Here is a 25,022-nt window from a genome sequence, read left to right as displayed (position 1 = left end):
CGGGGGGAGGAGCGTCGGCTATTCCGCCGCCACTTCCGCGCTAGGCTCGCCCTTCCAGCTGAGGATCTCCGCGGCGAGGATCGGGTGGTTGAATCCCTTCACCACGAGGTCGTCGATGGCGCGGCCTTCGACGAAAGCCTCGACCATGCCGTAGACGCGGCGGCTCACCACGATCTGGTTGGGCTTGGCTTCGCCGCACAGGCGGGAGGCTAGGTTGGTGACGCTGCCGATCGCGGCATATTCCAGCCGCTGCTCGAAGCCGACCTGGCCGAGCGTGGCATAGCCGAGCGCAATGCCGATGCCGAAGCCGAGACTATGGCCGCGGTTGCGCCACTTCTCCGTCAGCGGGCCGACCGTGTCGCGCATCTCGACCGCCATCCTCACCGCGCGCGCGGTGTGGTCGGCGAGCTGGATCGGCGCGTTGAACAGGATCATCACGCCGTCGCCGGCATATTTGTCGAGCGTGCCTTCATATTTGAAGATCAGCTTGCCGAGCGCGGCGTGATATTCGCGCAGCACGTTCATCGCCTCTTCCGGCTCGGTCGCCTCGGTGAACGCCGTGAAGCCGCGCAGGTCGCAGAACACCACCGTGACCTCGCGGCGGTGGCTCTCGAGCAGGCCCTCGGGATTGTCCGACGAGGCGATCAGCTGCGCCACCTGCGGCGCCAGGAAACGCTCGAGCTTGCGGATGCGCTCGATCTCGCCGAGCTGGGTCTCGACCCGCGCCTCCAGCGACTTGTTCCAGTCGGTGAGCTGCTCGGTCTGCTGCTGCAGCCTGTCGGCCTGCTCGCGCACGGTGGAATTGGCTTCTTCCAGCGCGTGGCTCTTCTGGTCGACCTCGGTGAACAGCCGCGCATTGCGCATCGCCAGCACCGCCTGGTGCGCGAAGGTCTTCATCAGGCCGATCAGGCCAGCAGGGAAATCGCCGGCCGTCTTGCGCAACACCACCAGTGAGCCGAGCACGCCCTGCTGGTCGACCAGCGGCACGATGAGCACCGAGTGGAAGCCGGCGCCGACCACGACATCGCGCAAGGGATGATCGGGTTGGTCGGTGAGATCAGGGAAGGCGAGCGGCTCGCCCTTCGCCGCGGCCTCGCCGAGCGGGCTGTCATCAGCATCGATCGCGCGGTGGTGGCCTTCGGCTTCGCTATCGATGCCGATCGATTGCGTCAGGTTGAAGCTGCGCTGCGCGGCGTCATAGCCATAGATCAGCACGGCGTCGGCATGGGTGATCTCGAGCGCACGGGCGGCGACCGTCGGCAGCACGGCGTTGAGATCGAGCGAGGATGCCACCGCGCGGCCGACCTCCTCCAGCACTTTCAGCTCGTTGATCGATTGCGCGAGGTCGCGGGTGCGCTCCTTCACCTTGGCCTCGAGGTCGGAATAGGTCTCGGCAAGTTGCCCCGCCATGCTGTTGAACTGGCCGGCGAGCTCCTCCAGCTCGTCTGATGTCTTCACCTCGATGCGATGGCCGAAGTCGCCGGCGCCGAGCCGCCGCGCGCCGGTGCGCAGCGCGGTGATCGGCACCAGCATGCGCCGCGCCAGGATCGTGCCGGCGATGATCGCGACCACGAGGCCGAGCGCGATCAAAAGCGCGATGCGCACCAGCTGGTCGCGGATCGGCGAGAGCGCCTGCGACGTCGGCTGCTCATAGAACACGTGCCAGCCGAGGTTCGGCGCCGATGTCGCTGTGGTCAGCACCGCGTTGCCGTCGACGTCCTTGCCGGACGTGATCGGCCTGCCGTTCGAGGACAGCACCGCGGCGACCTGCGGCAGTGCGGCGAGATCCTTGCCGACCTCCGGGCCCTTCGACGAGCTCGCCAGCACGCGGCCCTTGGCGTCGACGACATAGGCATAGGCGGTGCGGCCGACCTGGGAATCGCCGAAATAATCATTGAGGAAGCGCAGGTCGATCTCGGCGACGGTGACGCCGGCATTGAAGCCGGAATGCTGCTCGCCGATCGACATATAGGGCCGCTCGTCGCGAAAATATGCCGGCGCGTAGGCGGTGCCGCGCTCGACCGCCTCGGTGAAGCGCAGGTCGCGGGAGAGATCGGCGTTGGAGTTCACCGTGACGGTCTGGCGCGACAGCCGCAGCAGCTCGCGGCCCTGGCCGTTGATCAGCGTGAGCTGGTTCACCGCCGGCACCTGGCCGAGCAGTTGGGCATAGTCGGCGCGGCGCAGCTCGATGGTGTTGGAGGAGGCGCGGGTCACCCAGGAGATCTGGCGTTCGAGATCGGAGATCGACTGCTCGATGTGCTTGGCGGTGGCGTCCGCCTTCTCGCTCATCGCATCCGTCAGCGTGCTCTTGATGCCGCGGTAGCTGATCCAGGTCTCGAGCGCGCCGTTGACCGCGAGCACGAACACGACGAGGCCGACCAGCGCGAGGACGTATTTGGCGAACAGGCCGCCGCGCAGGAACCAGTTCTTGCCCTTGTCCGTAGCCCCGTTCATTCAGCCTCGTCCGTCCCCTCCAATCCGTCGGGTGCGCCACTGTATCTGCCGCAATTTAGCACGGATCGGCAGGGTGAGGCGGCCCCTCGGGTCGCATGGTTAGCCGTGCATATTGGCGGGGGACATCCGGGAATATCAGCGATTGAACAGCTGCCGCAGCACGTCGTTCATCGCGGGGTTGTCGTGCTGCTCGGCGGTGTCGGCCGGCGGAGGAGCGGGCGGCGCGTTTGCCTCGGGCTTGGCGAGGCTACGGCTTGGGCGGGAGGCGTTGCCTTGGTTCAGGGTGGAGAGGCCCTGCTGCAGCAGGTTCCCGATGGTGTCGCCGAGCTGCCCGCCGAGCGGGTTGGTCTGGCCGGCGCCGCCCGGAGCCTGGCCCGTGCCGGGCTGTGCGCCGGTTCCACCGCCCTGCACGCCGTTGAGGAGGTTGGTCAGCCCGTTCAGGCCCTGGTTCAGGCCTTGGCTCAAACCTTGACCGTTCTGCCCGAACAGGCCCTTGCCCATCTCCTTGAGCTTGGCATAGGCGGCCTCTGGATTATCGAGGATGCCCTGCATCTCCGGATAGATCCGCGGGCTGACCCAGGGCCCCTCGAGCATCACGGGAATACCGAGGCCGACCGGATTGCCGGCGCGGCCCTGGCCCTCGGTGGTCATCACCAGCTGCGGCTCGACACGGAATCCGATCTGGCGGGTGTTGAGATCGACGGTGCCGACCCCGGTCATCTTCACCAGCGGCCCGATCAGATTGAGGTCGGTGGTGACCGCCTGGCCCTTGTCGACCTTGAACGAGGCCGAGAGCTGGCTGAGATCGGTCGACAGCTCCTGGCTTTGCTGCCAGCCCGACAACGTGCTGGTGGTGAGGTTGCGGATCATCTGCGCGACGTTGAGGCCGAGGATCTTGCCGTCCTGGAGCACGACGAAGGCGGTGCCGCCGAGATTGCCGACGATGGCGCGCTCGCTGCTGCCTTGCGAGGTCAGCGCGATCTTGGCCTGCATCCTGCCGTCGAGCTTGTCGAACTCGGCGAGGCTCTTCAGCACCGGCAGCGCGCGAACGCCGGCAAGGTCGAGCCGCAGCGCGTAGGTTGGATTGGCGGTCCTTACGTCGATGGTGATGTCGCCATTGGCGGTGCCTTCATAGGCGCCGAGATTGGCGAGCTTGCCCTTCAGCACGCCGCTGTCGACCGATGCATCGATCGCAGCCTGCGCGAAGCGGCCGTCGCCGATCACGAGCTCCGCCGCCGAGATGCGCGCCTGCGCGTCGACATAGTTGAGCCCATTGAGATCGATCGACGCATTGCTCCAGCTGTTGGTGCCGAGCGGCTGCGCTGCGTCAGACTGGCTTGGCGGCATCGCGATCGAGATGCGCTGGAAGTCGAGATCGAGCTTCACCAGCGGCTTGTTGCTGGCGAAATCGACCGACGTCCAGCCGGTGAAGCCGCCATCGCCGAGCGTGCCGGACACGCCGTTGAACATCACAACCGTGCCGTTCAACCGCGCTTCCGCATTGGCCTTGATCGCCGCCGGCAACAGGCCGGGCGCATCGATGTTGAATTCGGCCGGTACGCTCTGACGCTCGAGCGGCGCCTGCGGCGCGGTCGCGCGGATCTCGAACTTCAGCGGCTTGTCGCTCGCGCGCGCATCGCCGGTGACGACGATCTTGCGGTCGTCGCCGATCGTCGCATCGACGTTGAGCACCTCGATCCGGTTCTCGACCCGGTCGCGCACATTGGAGAATACGACCGTGCCACCGGTGATGCCGACATGCCGGATCGTGATGCCGCCAGTGTCGGAGCCGGACGACTTCGCCGGCGGATTGTGGTCGCGGGTGCGTTCACGCTGCAACGGCAGATTGACCAGGGGCTTGTCGATCGCGAGGTCGGTGATCTCGGGCTGGCCCGACCACAGGCTCGCCAGCGTCATCTCGGCTGCGACGCGGCTTGCCGCGAACCGGTTGTCGACCTCGCGTTCCCGCGGATCCTGCAGCACGACGTCGCTCAGCGTCAGATTGACCGTCGGCCAGAGGCTAACCCTGGCGCCGCCATTGATGGCGAGCTTGTACCCCGTCTCCCGCTCGACCCGTTCGGTGATGGTCGATGTGAGGAAAGACGACGGGATCCCGACCGCGGCGATCAGGGCGACGATCAAGATCACGGCAGCAATGGCGGCCCCGGCGAATTTCAGCGCTCTCATCTCGATATTCCAGGCCGGGCGGACAGGGTTCCGCCGCGCAAAGGCACGGCCGGTCGCACGAGATTACCCCGCAAACGGGACCTCGCTCCAATCACCGGAAAAATAATCCGTTCCAGCATGAACTTATGTGACTTCTCCCACACTCTTATGAGGGTGATTTTTGCTAACCGGGCGTCAGGGGACCGCTCGGATGGATTTGGAAGGCAATACAATGAGCAAACAGGCCGAATTTGCGGTCATTCTGAAAATGAACCCGATGTTCGCCGATCTCGGTGCGGATGAGTTGCAGCGGCTTTCGGGCCTCTGCCACACCCAGCAGCTCGCCACCGGCGAGGTGCTGTTCCAGAAAGGCGATCCCGGCGACGCCCTGTTCGGGGTCCGCCGCGGCCAGATGCGCATCGAAACCGGTGCCTCCGACGGCAGCCGGCTCACACTGAATTTCATGGGGCCTGGCGATCTGTTCGGCGAAGTCGCCGTGCTCGACGGCCAGGATCGCACCGCGGATGCGACCGCGGGCGAGCCTACTGAACTGTTTGTCTTGCGGCGGGAGGATTTCCTCGGCTTCCTCGAGCGTGAGCCGAAGGTCGCGGTCAGGCTGATCGCATTGCTGTGCCAGCGCATCCGCTGGCAGAGCGAGCGGATGGAAGAATCCGTGCTGCAGCCATTGCCGGTCCGTCTCGCGCGCCGGCTGTGCGCGCTCGCGGAGGATTTCGGTTCCGAGGTGCACATCTCGCAGGAACAACTCGGCATCTTCGTCGGCGCCGCGCGCGAGAGCGTCAACCGGCAATTGCAGACCTGGCGCAAGGACGGCATCGTCGACCTGCAACGCGGCCGGATCATGCTGCACAACATGACCAAGCTGACGGCGGTCGCACGCAACGATTAGAGACGTTTTCGAACGAAATGGACAATTGGCTCGCGTCAAGGGCGCGATAAATGAGAAGCCAGGCGGAACGCATGCAACGCGCGCGCGAGGATCGTCACCTGTCGCGCGCTTTGCTTGCCCGCGTTGACGCACTCCTGCCTAAAAGACTTGCTTGCATGACCGCGCCGGTATCGGTTTCATCCGGCCTGCCGGTCCTTGGGGTGACACCCAGCCTTGCTGGCCTCACGCCATCCACCTGCAAACCCCTGCGGTCTCTTTCCCGTTGACCGCAGGGGTTTTGCGTTCCCGGGTTGCGTTTTTGGCATCGCCGAGATCGCCGACCACATCTCCGCCCTGCAGAACGCATCGAGAAAGGCTCCCACGGCGGAGGCCTTCACGACGCCGCGGCCGCGGCAAGTGCGCACCGTGCGGGAGGCATCAATTCAGGGATCGACGTGGTATAGACTGACCAAAAAGGGAGATTCGCCATGGATCAGCAGGGCGCAGGCGGCAAGCCGCCGGTCAAGTCGCAGGAGGATCTTCGCGGGCATTTCGGGCAGGTGAGCCCGCTCGCGGAGAAGAAGGTCCTCCACCATCTCGACAAGTTCTGCCGCGACTTCATCGCGCTGTCGCCATTCCTCGTCATCGCCTCGAGCGACGGCAACGGCCATGCCGACGCCAGTCCGCGCGGCGATGCACCCGGCTTCGTCTCGGTGATCGACGACACGACACTGCTGATCCCGGACCGGCGCGGCAACAACCGCGTCGATACGTTCGGCAACATCATCGCATCGCCCGGGGTCGGGCTGATCTTCATGGTGCCGGGCATCAACGAGACGCTGCGCATCAACGGGCGGGCGGAGATTTCGCAGGAGCCGGAGCTGCTGACTCCGCTGACGGTGCAGAACGTGACGCCGATCATCGGCCTCAAGGTGCATGTCGATGAAGTCTACTTCCATTGCGGCAAGGCGCTGATGCGCTCGAAGCTATGGAGTCCCACGGCGCAGGTCGAACGCAACAGCTTCCCGACGCTGGGCCGGATCATCGCCGAGCAGACCGCCGCTGTTGAGGTCGAGGTCGCCGAGAAGGCGATGGAAGAGGCCTATCGGACGCGGCTCTATTAGTACGCGGCCACACTAGGACGTGTACCTATAAATCCATCCTCCCGAACGGCGCCCCGCGCTGCAGCCAGAAGCTGACAAAAGAGGCGTTCTCGGTCATGTCGGCTAAGGGCGGCCAGAACCGGACTCTCTCCGCGTATAGTGGGGCCTGGCCAAACGGAGAGGAACATGAGCGTGCCGGAAATCATTCGACGAGCCATCGAAATCGGCGAACGGAACGGCAAGATTACCTTCGATGAACTGAATCAACTCTGTGACAGTGCACTGCTGAACGCTAAAGACATCGAACGTATTATCAACGCTGTGAGCGAAGCAGGAATTTGGATTGAAGAAGACTGAAACTTGGCTCTGGTATAGCGATGTAGGTCTTGAGGAACGGCGCCATGGCCGTAGAGAAAGAAGCTTCTCGCCTCTGGCGCGGCCGGATCAGAGATATTCCGAACCAGCGCTGGGATCCGATCGGCGGTTGCCCCGCCGATGAATACGATGGTTATGCGGGCAAAATCGCAGCCATGGTCCGCGACAACACCACTGACGAGGCTCTGATGAAGTATCTGCAATGGGCTGAGTCCGTGCACATGGGCCTTGGCCGGTCTGATCCCGAACGCGCCAGGACGGTCGTCGCATCGATAAGAGCACTTGGTGCGGCGCCGTAATCGGAGAGCGGGCCAACAAGTCTCCCAACGAAACTCTCCACCTTGGAGGCGAGCCATTGTTCCGTGACAGTGTACCGAATGGAGTGTCTCCATCGGGAGTCGGGGTAGACGCCTGACAGGAGGGGCTCCTTTGGGGGTCTTTCTCTGGTCGTCGACACGATGCGAAAAATGTCCCTCCATTCCAAGGCTCGGCTTACGTTTGCCGGATCACAATGAGAGAACAAGTAGAGCTGCGACGCAATGGGCGACTTTCATGACATCCCACCATTGTCGCCCGACCGTGAGACAGTGGTGGTCGATCCGCTTGTTGTGGAAGCCTGTACAGCCCATTTCGCTGATGATGCGAAGAATTTGGGGTGGTCGTTCGGAAATTCGCTTCCTACGCAAACCGAAAAATGGGGCTTTGTCTGGCGGGCAGATTTTACAGTGCACGGGCTTTCGCATCCGGATTTCATCAACAGGGCCATTTGTTGGAGCGAACCAGGCGGCAACATTCTCGGCACGCTAGTGGCATTCGGTCAGAAAATCGCTCCTCTGCCAATCTCCAGGTGAGTGATCTGTCGCCCTAATGCCCCTCACTGCATTTCCGCGGCCGCTAAATTAGGGGATACTATGTCCGCGGCTGTCGCATTGCGCATCTCCGCTCGATGCTCGGTTTGTGCGCTTTCAATGATTTGCGGACGCGCTAGGGGACGTGCTTTGCCCGTCGCTGCACAGGACCTTCTGTCAAAGCAAGCGCGGGTTGGTCCGGATTGTCCTCAAAGGCAGTCATCGAAGATGCACAAGCGAATGTACGCTTTGGGCCATAACCGGACCTTGAGCCAGCAGCACCGCAGTCCCGGCTTTGCATCGCATCGAGCGTCGGAAAGCCCGCGGTGGACACCCGCTCGAATTGCAGGAACTGCCGAAACGGGAACCCATCGACGGGCGCTGATATCGATGGGCAACGCAGCAGGAACGCCATATGGGAGACGTGCCATCACGGACATCTCGGTATAAACTCTGCGTTACTGTGGTGGAAAAGTCGGTCAGGCCACGGCGGTCGCCATGCAGCGAATTACGGACTGGCTCGAAAAGCTCGGCATGTCTGAGTACGCCGAGCGCTTTGCCGAGAACAAAATTGACATTTCTGTTCTCCCCGACTTGACCGATCAACACCTCAAAGACCTCGGTATTGCGCTCGGGGACAGGTTGAAAATACTGCGCGCGATCCGCAATCTCGACAATGCGTCTGTCGCCGCAACCGCGCCCTCGACACCCGTGGCAACCCCGCCCACTTGGCAAGACGATGCCGAGCGGCGCCAGGTCACCGTGATGTTCTCCGACCTGGTCGGCTCGACCGCGCTCTCGGCACGCATGGACCCAGAGGACCTGCGAGACGTTATTTCGACCTATCAGAAATGTGTCGCGGAGACGGTTGCCCGCTTCGACGGCTTCGTTGCCAAATACATGGGTGACGGCGTGCTTGTCTATTTCGGCTATCCCCAAGCCCACGAGGATGACGCCGAGCGCGCCGTGGGGGCGGGGTTAGCGTTGGTCGAAGCGGTCGGCAAACTGCGCATCCAAGAGCCGTTCCAGGTGCGGGTCGGTATTGCGACCGGGCTCGTTGTGGTCGGCGATTTGATTGGCTCGGGCGAAGCGCAGGAGCGCGGCATCGTTGGCGAGACACCGAACCTCGCCGCCCGCCTCCAGTCGCTGGCCGAGCCGGGCGCCGTGGTGATTTCGGCGAGCACACACAAGCTGATAGGAGGCCTGTTCGAGTACCGCAATCTGGGGACCGTTGCCATCAAGGGCTTTGCCGAGAACGTGCCAGCATGGCAGGTGCTGGGTGCGAGTACTGTCGAAAGCCGGTTCGAAGCGATGCGAACGGCTACGGCACCCCTGGTAGGCCGCGACGAGGATATCGACCTACTCATTCGTCGGTGGCAGCAGGCCAAGCGCGGAGACGGGCAAGTCGTCCTGATCTCCGGCGAGCCGGGTATCGGCAAATCGCGTATTGCCCAGACTGTCCTAGAACGGATCAGCGCCGAGCCACATACGCGGCTACGCTATTTCTGCTCGCCCCACCACCAGGACAGCGCACTCTATCCCAGCATCACGCAGCTCGAACGAGCAGCAGGGTTGCGGCGCGACGATACCGACCGGCAGCGGCTCGATAAGCTCGAGGCGATAATCGCGCAGGGTACCAACGACCTTAGCACGGCCGTCCCCCTCCTTGCGGAGTTGCTATCGATACCGACCGGGGGCCGCTACCCGCCGCTGACCCTGACCCCTCAGAAGCGCAAAGAGAAGACGCTTCACGCGCAAATCGCACAGGTCCAAGGATTGGCACGTCGTCAACCGGTGTTAATGGTGTGGGAGGACGTGCACTGGAGCGATCCGACGACGCGGGAATCACTTGATCTGCTCGTGGAGCGGGTGCCGACTCTGCGTGTCCTCGTCATCATGACCTTCAGGCCTGAGTTCACGTCACCATGGGTGGGGCGTCCGCATGTGACGCTTCTTAGTCTCAGCCGCTTACCACCTCGGCAACGCGCCGAAATGATTATGCAGGTGACCGGCGGTAAATCGTTGCCCAAGGAAATTGCCGACGAGATCGTCGATCGCACCGATGGGGTGCCGCTGTTCATTGAGGAGCTGACCAAGGCGGTGGTAGAGAGCGGCATGGTGATTGGTGAGCATTTCCATGCCACTGGACCACTAACACCGTTAACGATCCCAACCTCGCTTCATGCCTCGCTGCTGGCCCGGCTTGATCGACTTGCACCGGCGCGCGAAGTCGCCCAGATCGCGGCGGCTTTGGGACGTCACTTCTCACATGAGCTGATTTGCGCAATCGCTCTCTTGCCTCAGCAGCAACTGGACGACGCTCTGGTTCAACTGGTTAGCGCCGAATTGATGTTCCGGCGTGGAACGCCGCCAGATGCGGAGTATACCTTCAAGCACGCCATGGTTCAGGATGCCGCCTACAGCACCCTAGTTCGAAGCCGACGGCAGCAGATTCACTCCCGGATCGCCGCAACCCTGGAAGAGAAATTCCCGGATATCGTGGTGGCCCAGCCTGAGCAACTGGCGCGCCACTGCGCGGAAGCGGGCCTGGTCGAAAAGGCGGTCGGCTACTGGCTCGGCGCGGGCCAGCAGGCCGTGGCGCGTTCTGCAAACGCTGAGGCGCTAAGCCATCTAGGTCGGGGTTTGGAACTTCTCAAGGAAATGTCGGACGCGACAGAAGTACGCCAACAGGAGATCAGATTGCTCGTGACTCGGGCTGTGGCCCTGCGGATTGCGAAGGGCTACGGCAGTGACGAGCTCCTTGCAACTCTCGTGCGCGCCCGCAAGCTATGTCAGCTGCACGGCGATCCGCGGCAGATGTTTCAGGTTCTATTTGGGCTTTGGACAGCGACAGCGGGGCGTGGCGATTGGCCCGGTGCCTGGAGCCTCGGCGAGGAGTGCCTCGCGATTGCTCGGCAACAGGGTGACACGTCAATGCTGATAGAGGCGCACCGACTACTCGGATCAACCGCGGTGTACATGGCAGAACATCGAACGGCCGAGCACCAGTTTCGAGAAGCCTTAAGCCTATACCAGCCTCGGCTGCATCGGGCTAACGCTTTGCTTTACGGCTATGACCCAGGCACGACGTGCAACGGATACATATCATGGGCGCTCTGGTTGCAGGGAAAGGTGACGGAGGCGCTCGCGGCAAGCGAGGCTTCTATCCGCCTAGCCATTGAATCCGAGCACGCACCCAACCTCGCCGTGTCCTACGGCTGGGCGACCTTCCTAAATCTCTGTACCCAGGATGTCGAAGCACTGAACATCCTGACGACGAAGCTCATCGCGCATTGTGAAGAGCATGGGTTTCCGCACTGGCTGGCATTAGGGAAGATTGGCCGCGGATGGTGTTTGGCTCGAAGTGGCGAAGTGGCCGATGGACTTGAGTGGCTGCAGATCGGTATCGAAGAATTTCGCAACATGTGGGGCGGTTTTTTGGTTTCGGCATTCCTTGTGTGTTTAGCCGACGTCCTACGAATCAAGGGTTGTTTTATCGAGGCAACAGACGCGCTCGATCGGTCGCTGGTAATGATCCAGCGGTCCAACGAGCGCATCTGGGAGCCGGAGAACCATCGGCTTCGCGGCGAAGTCGCGCGGGACGCAGGTCAATTCCAGGAGGCTGCGACTGCCTTTCAGAAGGCGATCAAGATAGCCCGAGGCCAATCAGCGCGCTCGCTGGAGCTGCGTGCGGCCACCGGCCTCGCTCGCCTCTGGCGCGATCAGAGTAAACGGAAGCAGGCGCACGATCTTCTCGCGCCAGTGTACGGCTGGTTCATCGAGGGTCTCGATACGCTCGACTTGAAGCAGGCCAAGGCATTGCTCGAAGAGCTGACGTGATGCGGGCCCTTCCCGCTGCTTGGATGGATAGTTTTCAGACGCGCGACAGGGACCGCGAGTCCGCTGAGGGTCAAAAGCCGACTATGGCCGCCCGCCTGTCCTAAGTCGGCTCATCTGCCGAAAGCGGACATTGCAGTCATCTGAGCAAAGGTCGGCGACGGGAGATGCGGAACCAGACCTGCGGGTTCTTTAGGCGTGGCATGCGATCTTCAGGGGCGAGCAGCCGCCTTCGGTAGCTGGAGTATGCGAAGATTCGCCGCCACTGGCCTATGGTGAGGGAGGGGAATAATTTCTGAATATTAGAAATATAGCCCTGATTTGGCCGACGTGTCAAGTCGCCTTGTCGAGCGCGGCCACCGTCAGCTCCTTTGCATGGGGTTGTTTTCGATATTTTGGAGTACGTCATCTCGTACGGGTCGCGCCGCTGACGCGGCGCGAGCCCAGCTCACTCCGCGGCCGGTGAGATCATGCTCGGCGGGCCGGGCGGCCGCTTGCCCTCGTCGGACTTCGGCTCGCTCGGGGTTAGCTCGTGGTCGGCATGTGAGACCACGAGCCGCTTGCCGAGGCGCCAGATCAGGCCGCCGATGTCGTCCATCACCATGAACATCGCGGGCACGAACACCAGCGACAGCACGGTCGAGAAGATCAGGCCACCGATCACCGCGAGCGCCATCGGCGAGCGGAATTCGCCGCCGGCGCCGAACGCCAGCGCTGACGGCATCATGCCGGCGGCCATCGCGATCGTGGTCATCACGATCGGACGGGCACGCTTCATGCCGGCGTCGATCATGGCCTCCTCGCGCGCCTTGCCGTCGCGGATCGCCTCCACCGCGAACTCCACCAGCATGATGGCGTTCTTGGTGACGATGCCCATCAGCATCAGGATGCCGATCCACACCGGCGTGGTGAGCTGCTTGCCGGTCAAGAGCAGCGCGCCGATCGCGCCGCCGATCGAGAGCGGCAGCGAGAACAGGATGGTGATCGGTTGCAGGAAGGTGCCGAACAGCAGCACCAGCACGGCATAGACCATCATCAGGCCGGCGGTGATCGCGGTGGCGAAGCCGTCGGACAGCTCGGCGAGGCTCTCGGCATCGCCGGACGGGCTGACCTTCACGCCCTTCGGCAGGCTCTTCATGACCGGCAGGTCGTAGATCAGCTTGGTGGCATCGCCGAGCGCGGCATTGCCGACGAGGTCTGCCGCGACGGTGGCCTGCCGCTCGCGATCGTAGCGGTTGATGCTGGTCGGGCCCTGGTCGAGCTGGATGTCGGCCACGACGGACAGCGGCACACCACCGCGCTCGCCGCGCTGGCCGAGCGGCACCCGCAGCTGCTCCAGCATCTGCAGGTCGCTGCGCGCATTGTCCTCGAGCTGGACGCGGATCGGCACCTGCCGCTCGCCGGCGTCGAACTTCGCCAGCGCCGGGCCGACGTCGCCGATGGTGGCGACGCGGATGGTCTGCGACAGGCTCTCGGTCGAGACACCGAGCCGCGCCGCGAGTTCGGCACGCGGACGGATGCGCAGCTCGGGCCGGTCGAGCGCGGTCTCCGAGATCACATTGGCGATGATCGGGATTCGCTTCATCTGCGTCGCCAGCTCGCTGGCAACGTTGTTGACGATATTGCTGTCGGTGCCGGTGACGACCAGCGAGATGGCACGCAAGCCGTTCTCGTCGAGGAACCAGAACCTGATGTCGGGGACGTTATCGAGCTCCTTGCCGATCGACAGTTCGAGCTCGCGCTGGGTGATCCTGCGATCCGCCTTCGGTGTGTAGTTGATGATCAGCGCGGCGCGGCGCACTTCCTGGATGCCCGGCGGCACGCGGCCGCCGTCGACGAACACGCTCCGCACCTCGGGCCGCTTGCGCAGCCGCGCCACAATCTCCTCGGTGACCTTCTCGGTGTAGGCAAGCTGCGAGCCGGGCGGCAGCTCCATCGCCAGCAGCGAGCGGGCGGTGTCCTGCGCCGGCAGGAAGCCCTGCGGCAGCAGCGTGATGCTCCAGATCGACGCCGCGAACACGGCAAAGCCGAGCAGCACGGTGATGTAATGGTGCTTCACCGACCAGGTGACGAGGCTGTGATAGGTGCGCAGGATGCGGCCGGGCTGCGGATCGTCATGGTCATGATGCTTGAGGAAATAGGCCGCCAGCATCGGCGTCACGAAACGCGCGGCGAGCAGCGAGAAGAATACCTGCACCGACACGGTGATGCCGAACTGCTTGAAGAATTGCCCGGCAATGCCGGACATGAAGCTCGCCGGTGCGAAGATCGCAATGATGGTGAGCGAGATCGCGATCACCGCAAGGCCGATCTCGTCGGCGGCTTCAAGCGCAGCCCGATAAGGCGTCTTGCCCATCCGCATGTGGCGAACGATGTTCTCGATCTCGACGATGGCGTCGTCGACGAGGATGCCTGTTGACAGCGTGATGGCGAGGAAGGAGACCAAATTGAGCGAGAAGCCGAGCAGGTCCATCGCCCAGAACGCCGGGAAGATCGACAGCGGCAGCGAGACCGCGGCGATGATGGTGGCGCGCATGTCGCGCAGGAACAGCAGCACGATGATGACGGCGAGGATCGCGCCTTCGAACAGGGTCGAGATCGCGGCCTCGTAATTGCCCTTGGTGAACTCGACCGAGGTGTCGATCAGCTTGAGATCGACGTCGGGATAGGCAACCTTCAGCGCGTCGATCCGCTTCTGCACTGCGGCGGCGACGACGACGTCGCTGGCGCCCTTGGAGCGCTTGATGCCGAGCGCCACCACCGGCTCGCCGTTGAAGCGGGCGAAGGTGCGCCGGTCGGCGATGGTGTCGGTGACGGTGCCGAGATCGTCGAGCCGGATCTCGCCGCCGCCGAACAGCGGGATCATGGTGCCGGCGAGCTCGTTCAACGTCTTGGCGCCGGCCAGCGTCCGGATCGCCTGGTCGTTCTTCCCGATCTCGGCGCGGCCGCCGGCGACGTCGACATTGGTGCCGCGCAGGATCTGGCTGACATTGACCGCGGTCAGCCCCACCGCCTGCAATTTGTCGGGATCGAGCGAGACCAGGATCTCGCGCTCGACACCGCCGATGCGCTCGACCTGGGCGACGCCGCGCACGCCCTGCAACGCGCGCTTGACCACGTCGTCGACAAAATAAGACAGCTGCTCCGGCGTCTTGCCGGGCGAGATCGCGGCATAGGTCACGATCGGCAGGCCGATCACGTCGACGCGCTGGATCAGCGGCTCGGTGACGTTCTGCGGCAGGTTGGCGCGCACCCGCGTCACCGCGTCCTTGACGTCGTTGAGCGCGCGGTCGGTGTTGGTCTCCAGCGCGAACTGGATCGTGGTCACCGACAGGCCGTCGGTGATCGACGAGGAGATATGGCGCACGCCCTCGACGCCGGAGACGCCGTCTTCGATCGTCTTGGTGACCTGCGATTCAAGTTCGGACGGCGCTGCGCCGAACTGCGAGACCGCGACCGAGATCACCGGAATGTCGGCGCTCGGCAGCCGCGTCACCGCGAGCTTGGTGAAGGAGACCCACCCCAGCACCAGCAGGATGATCGAGAAGACGATCGAGGGAAGCGGGTTCCGGATCGACCATGCCGAGATGTTCAAAGCCATTAGCGTGCCCGAATTAGCGTGATCGCGTGCGATCGAGTTCGTCGGCGAACATGGTCTTGATCTGGTCGCCGTCATGCAGCGAGGTGCCAGCATCGGCCACGACGATTTCGCCGACGTCGAGGCCTTCAAGGATTTCGGTCGAGGTGTCGGAGGTCAGCCCGACGCGCACCCTGCGGGTCTCGATCGTGTTGCCCTTCACGACCTGCAAGGTCAGGCGGTCGATCGCGGTGCGCGGCACCGCGACGCCGCAGGAGCGCTTGGCGTCGATATTGGCGCGGGCGAACATGCCGACCTTCAGCGTCGGATTGTTGTTGATGGTGATACGGACGTGACCGAGCTGGGTGGCGCGGTCGATCTGCGGCGAGATCTGGCGGACCTTGCCGACGATGTCGGGCGCGTCATCGCGGCTGATCCGCACATTGGCGCCGGGATTGAGTTTGAGGAGCTGGAAGCCCGGCACCTCGGCGTCGAGCTCGATCTCGTTGTTGATCGAGATCTTGAACATCGGGGGTGCCTGCGGCGAAGCCGGGGCGCCGGGCGCGGTGCGCACCTCGGTGACGAGGCCGGCGGCCGGCGCGCGCAGCACGACCGGCTTGGCATTGGCCTGGGCGGCCTGCTGCGGCGGCGGGGTCAGCCGCGCCAGTTCCTGGTTCTCGGTCACGGTGTCGCCCTCGCGAACCAAGACGTCGGTGACCTTGGAGCCGTCCTGGTCGACATTCACCTGCGCCTCGCGGCGCGGCACGATGAAGCCGGTGACGCGGACCATGTCGGAGAAGCAGGCATTGGTCGACTTCGTCACCACGACCAGCGCCTGGCCCGGCGTCTCCTTCTCCTCTGGATGGGAGCGGTGCTCGAAGGCGTAATAGGCGACAGCCAGCGCGAGGAAGACCACAGTGCCGAGCGCAGGCTTGAGGTATTGGGAAAAGTTCATCGCCTGATCAATCCTGAACTTGGCGCGTATCGACAGGGATTGTCTTGGGCGCTCGTCGAAGTCTCATCACGCTCGCCATCGTATTCCCTAGGCATGCGGAAGGCCGGTGTCCATTGTTCCGGATCAAGCCCTGACGTCATGTGTGGCGGGTCACCTGTGGGCTGCTCTGGGCTTCTGCCCTCAAGCAAATGCGCCCCGCCGGGGTGCGGGACGCATTGTAACCTCAAAAAGCGGCTACGCCACCGCCGATCACGTCCAGATCATTTGGACCAGATCACTTGATCGGATCACTTGGACGCCGTGTCCTTGTTTTCGACGTTGACGACCTGGACGCGCCGGTTGATGTCAGCCATCGGGTGGCTCGGGTCCTTCAGCTTGCTCTTGCCATAGCCGACGGTGACCAGATCGGTGCCGTTGATGCCGTATTTGTCGACCAGATAGCGCTTGATGGCGTCGGCGCGGCGCTCGGAAAGGCCCTGATTGTATTCCTCGCCGCCGGCCGCGTCGGTGTGGCCGGCGACCACGAAGGTCGAGCCCTTCAGATCCTGATTGGTGAGGGCGCGGCCGAGCGCCTGCACCGAGGGCAGTGATTTCGCACTGATGTCGGCGGAGTTGTAGTCGAAATTGATATCGAGATCGATCTTCGGCTTGTCCTGCACGATGGTCGCGATTTCCTCGCGCTCAGTCGAGGACAGCGAGCGGGTGGCGCGGCCGCGGACGCTCTGCACGAACTTGGCCTGCTCGGCGTTCAGTCCGGGCGAGGTGGTCTGCGGGCCGACCGAAAGGCCGCGGGTCAGCGGCTTCTTCTCGGGCGTCAGCGCCTTGATGATCTGGTCCTCGGTGACATCGTCACCGGCGCGGGCGGCCGCCATGCCGAACGACAGCATGGCGCCGGCTGTCACGATTGAAAGGATCGCGGCCTTTGCCGACGGCTTGAACATTTCGGTCCCTCCTGCGCCGGCTGGCGCGGTTCCATGCAACGCTTCAGATCGATTGGCCGGCATCGCTGCCCGGCCCGCACCCTCTGATTAGTCGCGCGATTTCATCAGCGGTTCGAGCCGCGGCAGGCTGTCGTTACTGGACGCCGTAGTCGGCGAACTCCTTGACGATGTTCGGGTCCATCGCCTTGGCGTTGGCGATGTCGAGATCGCCTTCCGCGATCGCGCCGTTGCGCTTCTTGGCAAGGCCGCGCCCGTACAGCGACGAGGTCAGCCGCGGGTTGATCTTCAGTGCGGCATCGAAATCGGCGATGGCGTTCTTGTTCTGCCCGCCCTTCAGGTTCATCAGGCCGCGGCTGTCGAGCGCATCGACGAAATTCGGTCGCAGCCGCAGCGCCTCGTTGCAGTCCTTCAGCGCCGCCTGCAGGTCGCCGATCACGGTGCGGACCCAGCAGCGGTTGTTGTAGGCCTCGACATCCTTCGGGTTCAGCCGCAGCGAATTGGTGAAGTCCTTCACCGCGAGGTCGTAAGCACCCTTGCTGGCATAGACCTGGCCGCGGCGATACAGCGCAGCCGCATCGTCAGGGTTCTTGTCCAGTTTCTCGCTCAGGCTCTTGATCGTCGGATCGTCGGCGAGCACTGGCGAATTGCTCGGCGCCGGCGTGGGCTGGATCACCACCGGTGGCGGAGGCGCAGGCGGCGGCAGCACGATCTCGGGCGCATTCGGCGCAGGCGGCGGTGCGGTCGGCGCTGTCGCGACCGAGGGCTTCGGCGGTGCCGGTGGCGGCGTCGGTGCCGTCGCCGCAGGAGGCGCCGGTGCCGGCGTCGGCGTTGTCGCGAGCGGAGCCGGTGTTGCTGCGGGCGGGGCCGGCGGAGGCGCGACCGGCGGTGCCGTCGCTACTTCGGTTGACGGCGATGCGGTCGGCGCGGGCGCAGCATTTGGCGATCCCGGCGCGCCGCTTTGAGTGGCTGCGCCGCTTGGAGTGGCTGCGCCGCTTGGAGTGGCTGCGCCGCCTGGAGTGGCTGCGCCGCCTGGAATGAACGAGAAATCTTCAGCCAGTGACGACGAGATCCACGGCACTTGCTCCTGCCGTGAGGCGCGAGTGACGCCGACGCGGGTCCGGTTCAGCGTCTCCTCGGCCATCAAATCGGGGGTGCGGATCTCCTTCAACAGTTCCCGCACGAACAGGCTGCGGTCGCTGCCATTGTCCGAGACGACCGACGACAGCGCCGCCGAGTACATGACAAGTGTGCCATTGGGCGCGATGACAGGGGCAAGGCCTGCCGAGAAGCTGCGGAAGCGGCGCTCGAACGGGTTGCGCCTGGAGGCGTCGATCAGGGCGATCTTCACCCCGGCGCCGCGGCTGTTGATCTCGCCGAGCACGGTTTCGAGGCTGAATCCGTCGCGGCGAACGTCGGCCTCAGCCCAGATCTGGGCGTCGACCGGGATCATGTAGCTTTGCCGGTTCGACTGGATGCCGTAGCCGGAGAAGAAGATCAGCGCGACCGAGCCCGGCTTGATCTTGCCATAGAGCCGGTCGAAGGCGCGGCGCATGCCGTCGCCGGTCAGGTTCTCGCCGACCTCGACGGTGAAACCGTCGCGCTTGAGCTCGTCGGCGACGTCACGCGCGTCGTTGACCGGCTCCTTCAGTGGCGCGTCGGCGTCGGGATATTTGGCGTTGCCGATGACCAGCGCGAAACGGTCGCCGGCGGCGAAGGACAGGGTCGGCGACGCGATTGAAAAAATCAGCGTGGCGAGCAAGGCAAGGCGGATTTTCATAATCGCGGCAAATCCAGATCGCGGCATTCCAATGAAATGGCGCCGCTTCCAGCCTGCGCCCCGGGAACCTTACTCTAGCGAATACCTATTATCAAACCACCGCCAAACCTCCGTCAACGGCTTGCGGCAGCATCGTTTATCGCGGTGACCTCAGCGAGGCCGCAGTGCAACAGCATGCGGTCATGGCGGCCATCGCCGTCCTGGCATGGTGCCGGTTCCGGCGGGCCGATAATGTGATTGCATTCACAGAGGCTCTCGCCGCCCTGTCATGCGCTCGTCGCACTCCGCGCGGTTTGACCTTTGCGCGAGGCGATGGCTTTGTGTCCGGGACGGCGAGCCATTTTAAAAAGACCTGCAAACAAGACCGCAAACAAGAGCGAAACCGATGGGAAACGCCTACGAGATCTACGCCCTGCGCTATGCGACGATGTCGCCGCGAACGCCTCATCTCAACTTCCTGGTGCCCGATCCGCATGACACCACGGCACAGGATCTGGATTATTTTGTCTGGCTGATCCGTGGCCACGGCCGCGACATCCTGGTCGACACCGGCTTCAATGCGGAGGAGGCCAAGGCGCGCGCCCGCAAGCTGACGCTCAACCCGGTCGATGCGCTGGCCGGCTTCGGCGTCAGCGCCGACGCAATCCGCGATGTCATCGTCACCCATCTGCATTATGACCACGCGGGCAATCTGGATCGCTTCCCGAACGCCAAATTCCATCTGCAGGAACGCGAGATGAGCTACGCGACCGGCCGCTGCATGTGCAACGGCATGCTGCGCCATCCGTTCTCGATCGAACATGTCACGCAGATGGTGCGCCACGTCTATGGCGAGCGTGTCACCTTCCATTCCGGCGATGGCGAGATCGCGCCCGGTGTCACCGTGCATCGGGTCGGCGGCCATTCCGATGGTTTGCAAGTGGTGCGGGTCGAGACCGCGCGCGGCCCGGTCGTGCTGGCGTCCGACGCCGCGCATTACTACGCGAACCTGCACAAGAAGAGCCCGTTCCCGATCGTCTACAATGTCGGCGACATGGCGCAGGGCTGGGAGACGGTCGAGCGGCTCGCCGGTCATCCCGACCGCTTCATCCCCGGTCACGATCCGATCGTCAGCGAGATCTATCCGCGCGCCAGCGACAAGGTCGATGCGTTCGCGCTGCATCTCGCGCCATCGCGATCGTTCGCGAAATAGCCTCGCCGATCGGACGAGGCGCACCTGCAACATTTCAAGAAACGTCAAAGAAGAAGCGATATGACTGACTACAAGACTGCCGACACCAAGACTCTTGGGTTCATCGGCCTCGGTGTGATGGGTGAGCCGATCTGCCGCAACCTCGTCAGGAAGAGCGGCAAGCGCGTCGTGGTGTTTGACCTTTCGGCCGAACCGCTAGAGCGCTTGCGCGCTGACGGTGCTGAGATTGCCGGCTCGGTCGCCGACGTCATCAGGCAGAGCGACGTGCTGTTCCTCTGCCTGCCGAGCGCCAAACATGTGCGCGCGGTGTTCGAGGGCGACGGCATTTTGAAGAACGTGAGGGCCGGCCAGGTCGTGGTCGATCTCGGCACGTCGTCGGTGAGCCAGACCCGCGATTTCGCCGGTCGGTTGCAGGCCAAGGGCGCGGCCTGGGCTGATGCACCGATCGCGCGCACGCGGCAGGCGGCGCAGGACGGCACGCTCAGCGTGATGGTCGGGGCCGTGCCCGCGCTCTATGCTGCGATCGAGCCGCTGATCCGCTGCTTTGCCACCGACGTCACCAATTGCGGCGATGTCGGCGCCGGGCAGGTGACCAAGATCCTCAACAACATGGTGCTGTTCGAGACCGTGAACGCGCTGGCCGAGGCCGTCGCGGTGGCCAAGCACAATGGCGTCGATCCGAAGCTGCTGCTGGACACCCTGTCGAAGGGCTCCGCCGACAGCTTCGCGCTGCGCAACCACGGCATGAAGGCGATCGTGCCCGGCGTGTTTCCCGAGCGCGCGTTCTCGACCGAATATGCGCTGAAGGATCTGTCCTACGCGCTGGAACTCGCCGCCGACGCCGGCATCAAGATCCGCGGCGCGGAGCTGATTGGTACGGTGCTGCAGGAGGCGATCGACAAGGGGTCGAAGGATTATTACTTCCCGGTGATCGCCAAGCATATCGAGGGGGCGTGACGGCTCCGTCACTGCGAGGAGCGCAGCGACGAAGCAGTCCATCGTTCCGCATGCATGGATTGCTTCGCTTCGCTCGCAATGACGGTGGAGGGACTACGCACAAAATTCCATCACCGTCACCCTGAGGAGCGCGCTCTTGCGCGCGTCTCGAAGGGTCGACGGCCACCAGCCGGGCCGTGCATCCTTCGAGACGCGCTACGCGCTCCTCCAGCGACAAAGGCGAAGCCTTTGCGCGGGGATGACGGGTTGAGTGACCCTAATACGCGTCCTTCGCGTCGGCCTCTTCGCTGGTCTGCACCAGCTCGAGGCTGCTTTCGACCTTGCCGAGCAGGCGCCCGAGGTCGCGGCGTTCCTGCGCGGAGAGGCAGGACAGGATCTCCTGCTCCTTGCGCAACAGGCGCGGGATCAGCTCTTCGTACAGCGCCTGGCCTTTCTTGGTCAGCCGCAGGCGGAATTCGCGGCGGTCGTCGGCGTTCTCGACGCGCTCGACGATCTCGCGCTCCATCAGCGCCGACACCGCGCGGCTGATGGTGGATTTATGGGTGCGGGTGCAATGCGCGATGTATTGCGCGCTGCAGGGATCGCTGCGGAAGCCTAGCGTCGCGAGCACCCGCCACTCCGGAATGTCGAGGCCGTAGCGTGCCTGATATTCGCTCGACAGCGCCGAGGAGACCTCGGCCGCCAGCCGGTTCAGGCGGAACGGCATGAAGTGGAACAGGTCGAGGCGCTTCTTCGCCGGCGCGGCATCGTCGCGCGCGTCGGCTTCCACGGCGCTGCGCGGCCGGATCGGAGGCTGGCTTGCAGAGGTCCTGGCCAAAAATTCCTCCAAATTGAGTTGACGTCGAGCCCGACTGGGAGTTTAAGATAGTTGCAAGTGAGACTAATTTAGCAAGGTCGCGGCCGACCCGCAAGGTCCTGTCGCAAGCCGGTCACACACGCCGCAGCCCGAGCTACAGACGAGGGCCGGCAGAACTAGAGCGTTTTCGAGCGAAGTGGATACCGGTTCGCGTGAAGAAAACGCGTCAAACAAGAATCGAGAGCCCCGTTCCGATTGAATCGGAACGGACAAGGCTCGAGGGGAACATCCAGGGTCACGCAAGTAGGGTCAAGCAATGGCAGCCAATACGGCACAGGCCAAAACCCAGTTCGGCTATCGCCGCCACCCCGACCAGGACCGGTCGGGCGCTAACGTCGCGGAGCATCCGGTCGTCGTGGTCGGCGCCGGGCCTGTGGGACTGTCGCTGGCGATCGATCTTGCGCAGCGCGGCCAGCGCGTGGTGCTGCTCGACGATGCCGACCGGATCGGCGAGGGCTCGCGCGCGATCTGCTTCTCGAAGCGCTCGCTGGAGTTCTGGGATCGCCTCGGCGTCGGTGACCGCATGGTCGAGAAGGGCGTCGTGTGGAGCGTCGGCAAGATTTTTCACGGCGCCTCGCAGCTCTACCAGTTCAACCTGCTTCCCGAGGAGGGCCACAAGCGGCCCGCCTTCATCAATTTGCAGCAGTTCTATGCCGAGGCCTATCTGGTCGATCGGGTCGAGCAGTTGCCTGAGATCGATCTGCGCTGGCGCAACAAGGTGATCGCGCTGGAGAGCCGCAATGACGGCGTCGCGCTGACCATTGCAACGCCCGAAGGCTCCTACCAGGTGCATGCCTCGTTCGTCGTCGCCTGCGACGGCGCGCGTTCGTCGCTGCGGCAGATGGTCGGTGCGGAGTTCGCAGGCCAGGTGTTCGAGGATCAGTTCCTGATCGCCGACGTCAAGATGACGGCGGCGTTCCCGACCGAGCGCTGGTTCTGGTTCGATCCGCCGTTCCATGCCGGACGCTCGGCGCTGCTGCACAGGCAGCCGGACGACATCTGGCGGATCGACCTGCAGCTCAATCCGGATGCCGATCCAATCGCCGAGAAGCAGCCTGAGAATGTGCGGCCGCGGATCGAGCGCATGCTGGGCCACGACAAGTTCGAGTTCGAGTGGATCTCGCTCTACAAATTCCAGTGCCGCCGGATGGCGAGGTTTATCCACGGCCGGGTGATCTTCGCCGGCGATTCCGCGCATCAGGTCTCGCCGTTCGGCGCGCGCGGCGCCAATTCGGGGCTGGAGGACGCCGAGAATCTGGCGTGGAAGCTCGACCGCGTGCTGCGCCGGCTGTCGCCCGAGACTTTGCTGGAGAGTTATCACATCGAGCGCAGCGCCGCGGCGGACGAGAACATCCGCGAGTCCACCCGCTCGACCGATTTCATGGCGCCGGTGACGAAACAGGAGGCGCGGCTGCGTCGGGCGGTGCTGTCGCTCGCCGAGGATACCGAGTTCGGCAAGCGGATGGTCAATGGCGGCCGGCTCTCGGTGCCGTCGGTCTACGACACGCCGCTGTCGAGCGGCGATCGCGACGACTGGCGCGGCGGCCCGCGACCGGGCACCTCGATGCCGGATGCGCCGGTGACCGAGCCGGGTGGCGGTTCCGGCTATCTGACCGACGCTTTCATCAGGCAGGGAACGCGTTTCACGCTGCTGGAGTTTGGCAATGGCGCTGATGTCGATGTGCCCGAAGGCGTCGGCAGCATCCGGGTCGGCGGCGCGGGCGGGCTGGTCGACGCGCAGGGCCTTGCCGGCCAGCGCTACGATGCCGAACCCGGCGCCGCCTATCTGCTGCGGCCGGATGGTTACGTCGCGGCGCGTTTCCGGAATGTCGCGCGGCCGGCGCTGGATGCAGCGCTGGCGCGCGCAGCTGGCCTGAACTGAGGGATCTGCGATGGCGCTCTCGACCAGTTCGAACTTCGCAAAGCCCGATGACGCCTTCCGCGCCATCGTCGAGGCGCATCGCGGCCTCACCGACGCACAGAGCGCCGATCTCGATGCCGCACTGGTCCTGGTGCTCGCCAACCATATCGGCGATCTCGACGTGCTGCGCGAGGCGATCGCGCTGGCGAAACGACGAACGCTGGATGCAAGCCAGCAGCAACAACAGCAACAGCAATAGATCAAACGGACAGGATTGAACTGATGGCCAAAGGTTTCGCATCGACCACCGACCTCGCCGAGAAAAAGGTCACCTTCTCCGAGATCGGCACCGATCTCTACGCCTTCACCGCCGAAGGCGATCCCAACACCGCCGTGATCGTCGGCGAGGACGGCTGCCTGGTGTTCGACGCGCAGGCAACGCCGGCGATGGCCAACAAGGTGATCGAGCGGGTCAAGACCGTCACCGACAAGCCGATCAAATATGTCGTGCTGTCGCATTATCACGCGGTGCGCGTGCTCGGCGCCTCGGCCTATCACGCGCAGGGCATCGTCGCCTCGCAGGAGACCTATCGCTTGATCCAGGAGCGCGGCCAGCAGGATTGGGATTCCGAATACGGCCGCTTCCCGCGGCTGTTCCAGGATGCCGCGAGCATCCCGGGCCTGACCTGGCCGACGCTGACCTTCGAAGGCGAGATGTCGATCTATCTCGGCAAGCGCGAGGTGCGGCTGATGCAGCTCGGCGCCGGTCACACCTCGGGCGACATCGTCGCCTGGGTGCCGGATGCCGAGGTGATGTTCTCCGGCGACCTGATCGAATACCACTCGGCCTGCTATTGCGGCGATGCGCATCTGCGCGAGTGGCCGATGACCTTGAACGAGATCCGCGCCTTCAATCCGAAGGCGATCGCGCCGGGCCGCGGCGATGCACTGAAGGGCCTCGAGACCGGGCGCGATGCGATCGCGATGACCCGCGATTTCGTCACAACGCTTTATGGCGCCGCGGAATCGTCCGTCGCCAAGGGCCGCTCCTTGAAGGAATCGATGGCGGCGACGCGCGAGGTGATGGATCCGAAGTTCTCGAAGTTTGCGATCTACGAGCACTGCCTGCCGTTCAACGTTTCGCGCGCCTATGACGAGGCGTCCGGGATCGATGACCCCGTGATCTGGACCGACAAGCGCGACCAGGAAATGTGGGCCGCCCTGCAAGGAGGATAGT

The 25,022-nt window shown here is 64.0% G+C and carries 18 protein-coding genes; 11 read left to right on the top strand and 7 right to left on the bottom strand.

Annotation, left to right across the window (positions count from 1 at the left end; genetic code table 11):
• Nucleotides 1-18: 18 nt before the first annotated feature.
• Nucleotides 19-2,454 carry an adenylate/guanylate cyclase domain-containing protein gene (locus tag QDT69_RS34770; protein ID WP_279710975.1) on the bottom strand — a complete coding sequence of 812 codons (2,436 nt, stop codon included), beginning with the start codon at nt 2,452-2,454 and terminating at the stop codon, nt 19-21.
• Nucleotides 2,455-2,589: 135 nt separating this feature from the next.
• Nucleotides 2,590-4,641, bottom strand: coding sequence for an AsmA family protein (locus tag QDT69_RS34765; protein WP_279710974.1), 2,052 nt, complete (start codon nt 4,639-4,641; stop codon nt 2,590-2,592).
• Between the two features lie 211 nt (nt 4,642-4,852).
• Between QDT69_RS34765 and QDT69_RS34760 the strand changes: the two genes are divergently transcribed.
• From QDT69_RS34760 to QDT69_RS34735, 6 genes are all read left to right on the top strand, one after another.
• Nucleotides 4,853-5,527, top strand: coding sequence for a Crp/Fnr family transcriptional regulator (locus tag QDT69_RS34760; protein WP_279710973.1), 675 nt, complete (start codon nt 4,853-4,855; stop codon nt 5,525-5,527).
• Nucleotides 5,528-5,994: 467 nt separating this feature from the next.
• A complete protein-coding gene (locus QDT69_RS34755) occupies nt 5,995-6,630 on the top strand; it encodes a pyridoxamine 5'-phosphate oxidase family protein (RefSeq protein WP_279710972.1) in 636 nt (211 codons plus the stop codon).
• A 165-nt stretch (nt 6,631-6,795) separates the two neighbouring features.
• Complete coding sequence (locus tag QDT69_RS34750) at nt 6,796-6,966, top strand: RNA polymerase sigma factor region1.1 domain-containing protein (RefSeq protein ID WP_279710971.1); 171 nt, start codon at nt 6,796-6,798, stop codon at nt 6,964-6,966.
• Nucleotides 6,967-7,010: 44 nt separating this feature from the next.
• The gene (locus tag QDT69_RS34745) at nt 7,011-7,283 is read left to right on the top strand and encodes a hypothetical protein (RefSeq protein WP_279710970.1); all 273 of its coding nucleotides are present in this window, start codon (nt 7,011-7,013) and stop codon (nt 7,281-7,283) included.
• 240 nt (nt 7,284-7,523) lie between these two features.
• Nucleotides 7,524-7,835 carry a hypothetical protein gene (locus tag QDT69_RS34740; RefSeq protein WP_279710969.1) on the top strand — a complete coding sequence of 104 codons (312 nt, stop codon included), beginning with the start codon at nt 7,524-7,526 and terminating at the stop codon, nt 7,833-7,835.
• A 495-nt stretch (nt 7,836-8,330) separates the two neighbouring features.
• On the top strand, nt 8,331-11,672 hold the full coding sequence (locus QDT69_RS34735; protein ID WP_279710968.1) for an adenylate/guanylate cyclase domain-containing protein: 3,342 nt from the start codon (nt 8,331-8,333) through the stop codon (nt 11,670-11,672).
• A 445-nt stretch (nt 11,673-12,117) separates the two neighbouring features.
• Here the strand turns inward: QDT69_RS34735 and QDT69_RS34730 are convergent, their stop codons facing one another.
• The 4 genes from QDT69_RS34730 to QDT69_RS34715 all read right to left on the bottom strand — a co-directional run bounded on the left by QDT69_RS34730 (nt 12,118) and on the right by QDT69_RS34715 (nt 18,919).
• Nucleotides 12,118-15,270, bottom strand: a complete 3,153-nt coding sequence (locus tag QDT69_RS34730) for an efflux RND transporter permease subunit (protein ID WP_279710967.1) — start codon at nt 15,268-15,270, stop codon at nt 12,118-12,120.
• Between the two features lie 13 nt (nt 15,271-15,283).
• Nucleotides 15,284-16,201 (bottom strand): efflux RND transporter periplasmic adaptor subunit, encoded by a 918-nt coding sequence (locus QDT69_RS34725; RefSeq protein WP_279710966.1) that lies wholly within the window; start codon nt 16,199-16,201, stop codon nt 15,284-15,286.
• A gap of 287 nt (nt 16,202-16,488) precedes the next feature.
• Entirely contained in the window at nt 16,489-17,142 is a 654-nt protein-coding gene (locus QDT69_RS34720) for an OmpA family protein (RefSeq protein ID WP_279710965.1), read from the bottom strand.
• A 133-nt stretch (nt 17,143-17,275) separates the two neighbouring features.
• Nucleotides 17,276-18,919 carry a caspase family protein gene (locus tag QDT69_RS34715; RefSeq protein WP_279710964.1) on the bottom strand — a complete coding sequence of 548 codons (1,644 nt, stop codon included), beginning with the start codon at nt 18,917-18,919 and terminating at the stop codon, nt 17,276-17,278.
• Nucleotides 18,920-19,304: 385 nt separating this feature from the next.
• Between QDT69_RS34715 and QDT69_RS34710 the strand changes: the two genes are divergently transcribed.
• On the top strand, nt 19,305-20,111 hold the full coding sequence (locus tag QDT69_RS34710) for an N-acyl homoserine lactonase family protein (protein ID WP_050631102.1): 807 nt from the start codon (nt 19,305-19,307) through the stop codon (nt 20,109-20,111).
• A gap of 24 nt (nt 20,112-20,135) precedes the next feature.
• Nucleotides 20,136-21,068 carry an NAD(P)-dependent oxidoreductase gene (locus QDT69_RS34705; RefSeq protein ID WP_279710982.1) on the top strand — a complete coding sequence of 311 codons (933 nt, stop codon included), beginning with the start codon at nt 20,136-20,138 and terminating at the stop codon, nt 21,066-21,068.
• 256 nt (nt 21,069-21,324) lie between these two features.
• Here the strand turns inward: QDT69_RS34705 and QDT69_RS34700 are convergent, their stop codons facing one another.
• A complete protein-coding gene (locus QDT69_RS34700) occupies nt 21,325-21,774 on the bottom strand; it encodes a MarR family transcriptional regulator (RefSeq protein ID WP_245321347.1) in 450 nt (149 codons plus the stop codon).
• 406 nt (nt 21,775-22,180) lie between these two features.
• Between QDT69_RS34700 and QDT69_RS34695 the strand changes: the two genes are divergently transcribed.
• Genes QDT69_RS34695 through QDT69_RS34685 form a run of 3 tightly spaced genes read left to right on the top strand, consistent with a single transcriptional unit; the run spans nt 22,181 to nt 25,021 of the window.
• Entirely contained in the window at nt 22,181-23,806 is a 1,626-nt protein-coding gene (locus QDT69_RS34695; RefSeq protein WP_279710962.1) for an FAD-dependent oxidoreductase, read from the top strand.
• A 10-nt stretch (nt 23,807-23,816) separates the two neighbouring features.
• On the top strand, nt 23,817-24,044 hold the full coding sequence (locus tag QDT69_RS34690) for a DUF2783 domain-containing protein (RefSeq protein ID WP_050425419.1): 228 nt from the start codon (nt 23,817-23,819) through the stop codon (nt 24,042-24,044).
• Between the two features lie 23 nt (nt 24,045-24,067).
• Entirely contained in the window at nt 24,068-25,021 is a 954-nt protein-coding gene (locus tag QDT69_RS34685; protein ID WP_097675815.1) for an MBL fold metallo-hydrolase, read from the top strand.
• Nucleotide 25,022: the final 1 nt, after the last annotated feature.

Source organism: Bradyrhizobium sp. CER78 (assembly GCF_029846235.1).
In the GTDB taxonomy this organism is placed as follows: domain Bacteria; phylum Pseudomonadota; class Alphaproteobacteria; order Rhizobiales; family Xanthobacteraceae; genus Bradyrhizobium.
Note: the sequence above shows the minus strand (reverse complement) of the source record. Positions and strands in the feature narration are given on the sequence as shown.

What these genes read in the sequence shown, in the direction of transcription:
- QDT69_RS34770 (WP_279710975.1), bottom strand. Translation starts at nt 2,454, where the DNA reads ATGAACGGGGCTACGGACAAGGGCAAGAACTGGTTCCTGCGCGGCGGC.
- QDT69_RS34765 (WP_279710974.1), bottom strand. Translation starts at nt 4,641, where the DNA reads ATGAGAGCGCTGAAATTCGCCGGGGCCGCCATTGCTGCCGTGATCTTG.
- QDT69_RS34760 (WP_279710973.1), top strand. Translation starts at nt 4,853, where the DNA reads ATGAGCAAACAGGCCGAATTTGCGGTCATTCTGAAAATGAACCCGATG.
- QDT69_RS34755 (WP_279710972.1), top strand. Translation starts at nt 5,995, where the DNA reads ATGGATCAGCAGGGCGCAGGCGGCAAGCCGCCGGTCAAGTCGCAGGAG.
- QDT69_RS34750 (WP_279710971.1), top strand. Translation starts at nt 6,796, where the DNA reads ATGAGCGTGCCGGAAATCATTCGACGAGCCATCGAAATCGGCGAACGG.
- QDT69_RS34745 (WP_279710970.1), top strand. Translation starts at nt 7,011, where the DNA reads ATGGCCGTAGAGAAAGAAGCTTCTCGCCTCTGGCGCGGCCGGATCAGA.
- QDT69_RS34740 (WP_279710969.1), top strand. Translation starts at nt 7,524, where the DNA reads ATGGGCGACTTTCATGACATCCCACCATTGTCGCCCGACCGTGAGACA.
- QDT69_RS34735 (WP_279710968.1), top strand. Translation starts at nt 8,331, where the DNA reads ATGCAGCGAATTACGGACTGGCTCGAAAAGCTCGGCATGTCTGAGTAC.
- QDT69_RS34730 (WP_279710967.1), bottom strand. Translation starts at nt 15,270, where the DNA reads ATGGCTTTGAACATCTCGGCATGGTCGATCCGGAACCCGCTTCCCTCG.
- QDT69_RS34725 (WP_279710966.1), bottom strand. Translation starts at nt 16,201, where the DNA reads ATGAACTTTTCCCAATACCTCAAGCCTGCGCTCGGCACTGTGGTCTTC.
- QDT69_RS34720 (WP_279710965.1), bottom strand. Translation starts at nt 17,142, where the DNA reads ATGTTCAAGCCGTCGGCAAAGGCCGCGATCCTTTCAATCGTGACAGCC.
- QDT69_RS34715 (WP_279710964.1), bottom strand. Translation starts at nt 18,919, where the DNA reads ATGAAAATCCGCCTTGCCTTGCTCGCCACGCTGATTTTTTCAATCGCG.
- QDT69_RS34710 (WP_050631102.1), top strand. Translation starts at nt 19,305, where the DNA reads ATGGGAAACGCCTACGAGATCTACGCCCTGCGCTATGCGACGATGTCG.
- QDT69_RS34700 (WP_245321347.1), bottom strand. Translation starts at nt 21,774, where the DNA reads ATGCCGTTCCGCCTGAACCGGCTGGCGGCCGAGGTCTCCTCGGCGCTG.
- QDT69_RS34695 (WP_279710962.1), top strand. Translation starts at nt 22,181, where the DNA reads ATGGCAGCCAATACGGCACAGGCCAAAACCCAGTTCGGCTATCGCCGC.
- QDT69_RS34690 (WP_050425419.1), top strand. Translation starts at nt 23,817, where the DNA reads ATGGCGCTCTCGACCAGTTCGAACTTCGCAAAGCCCGATGACGCCTTC.
- QDT69_RS34685 (WP_097675815.1), top strand. Translation starts at nt 24,068, where the DNA reads ATGGCCAAAGGTTTCGCATCGACCACCGACCTCGCCGAGAAAAAGGTC.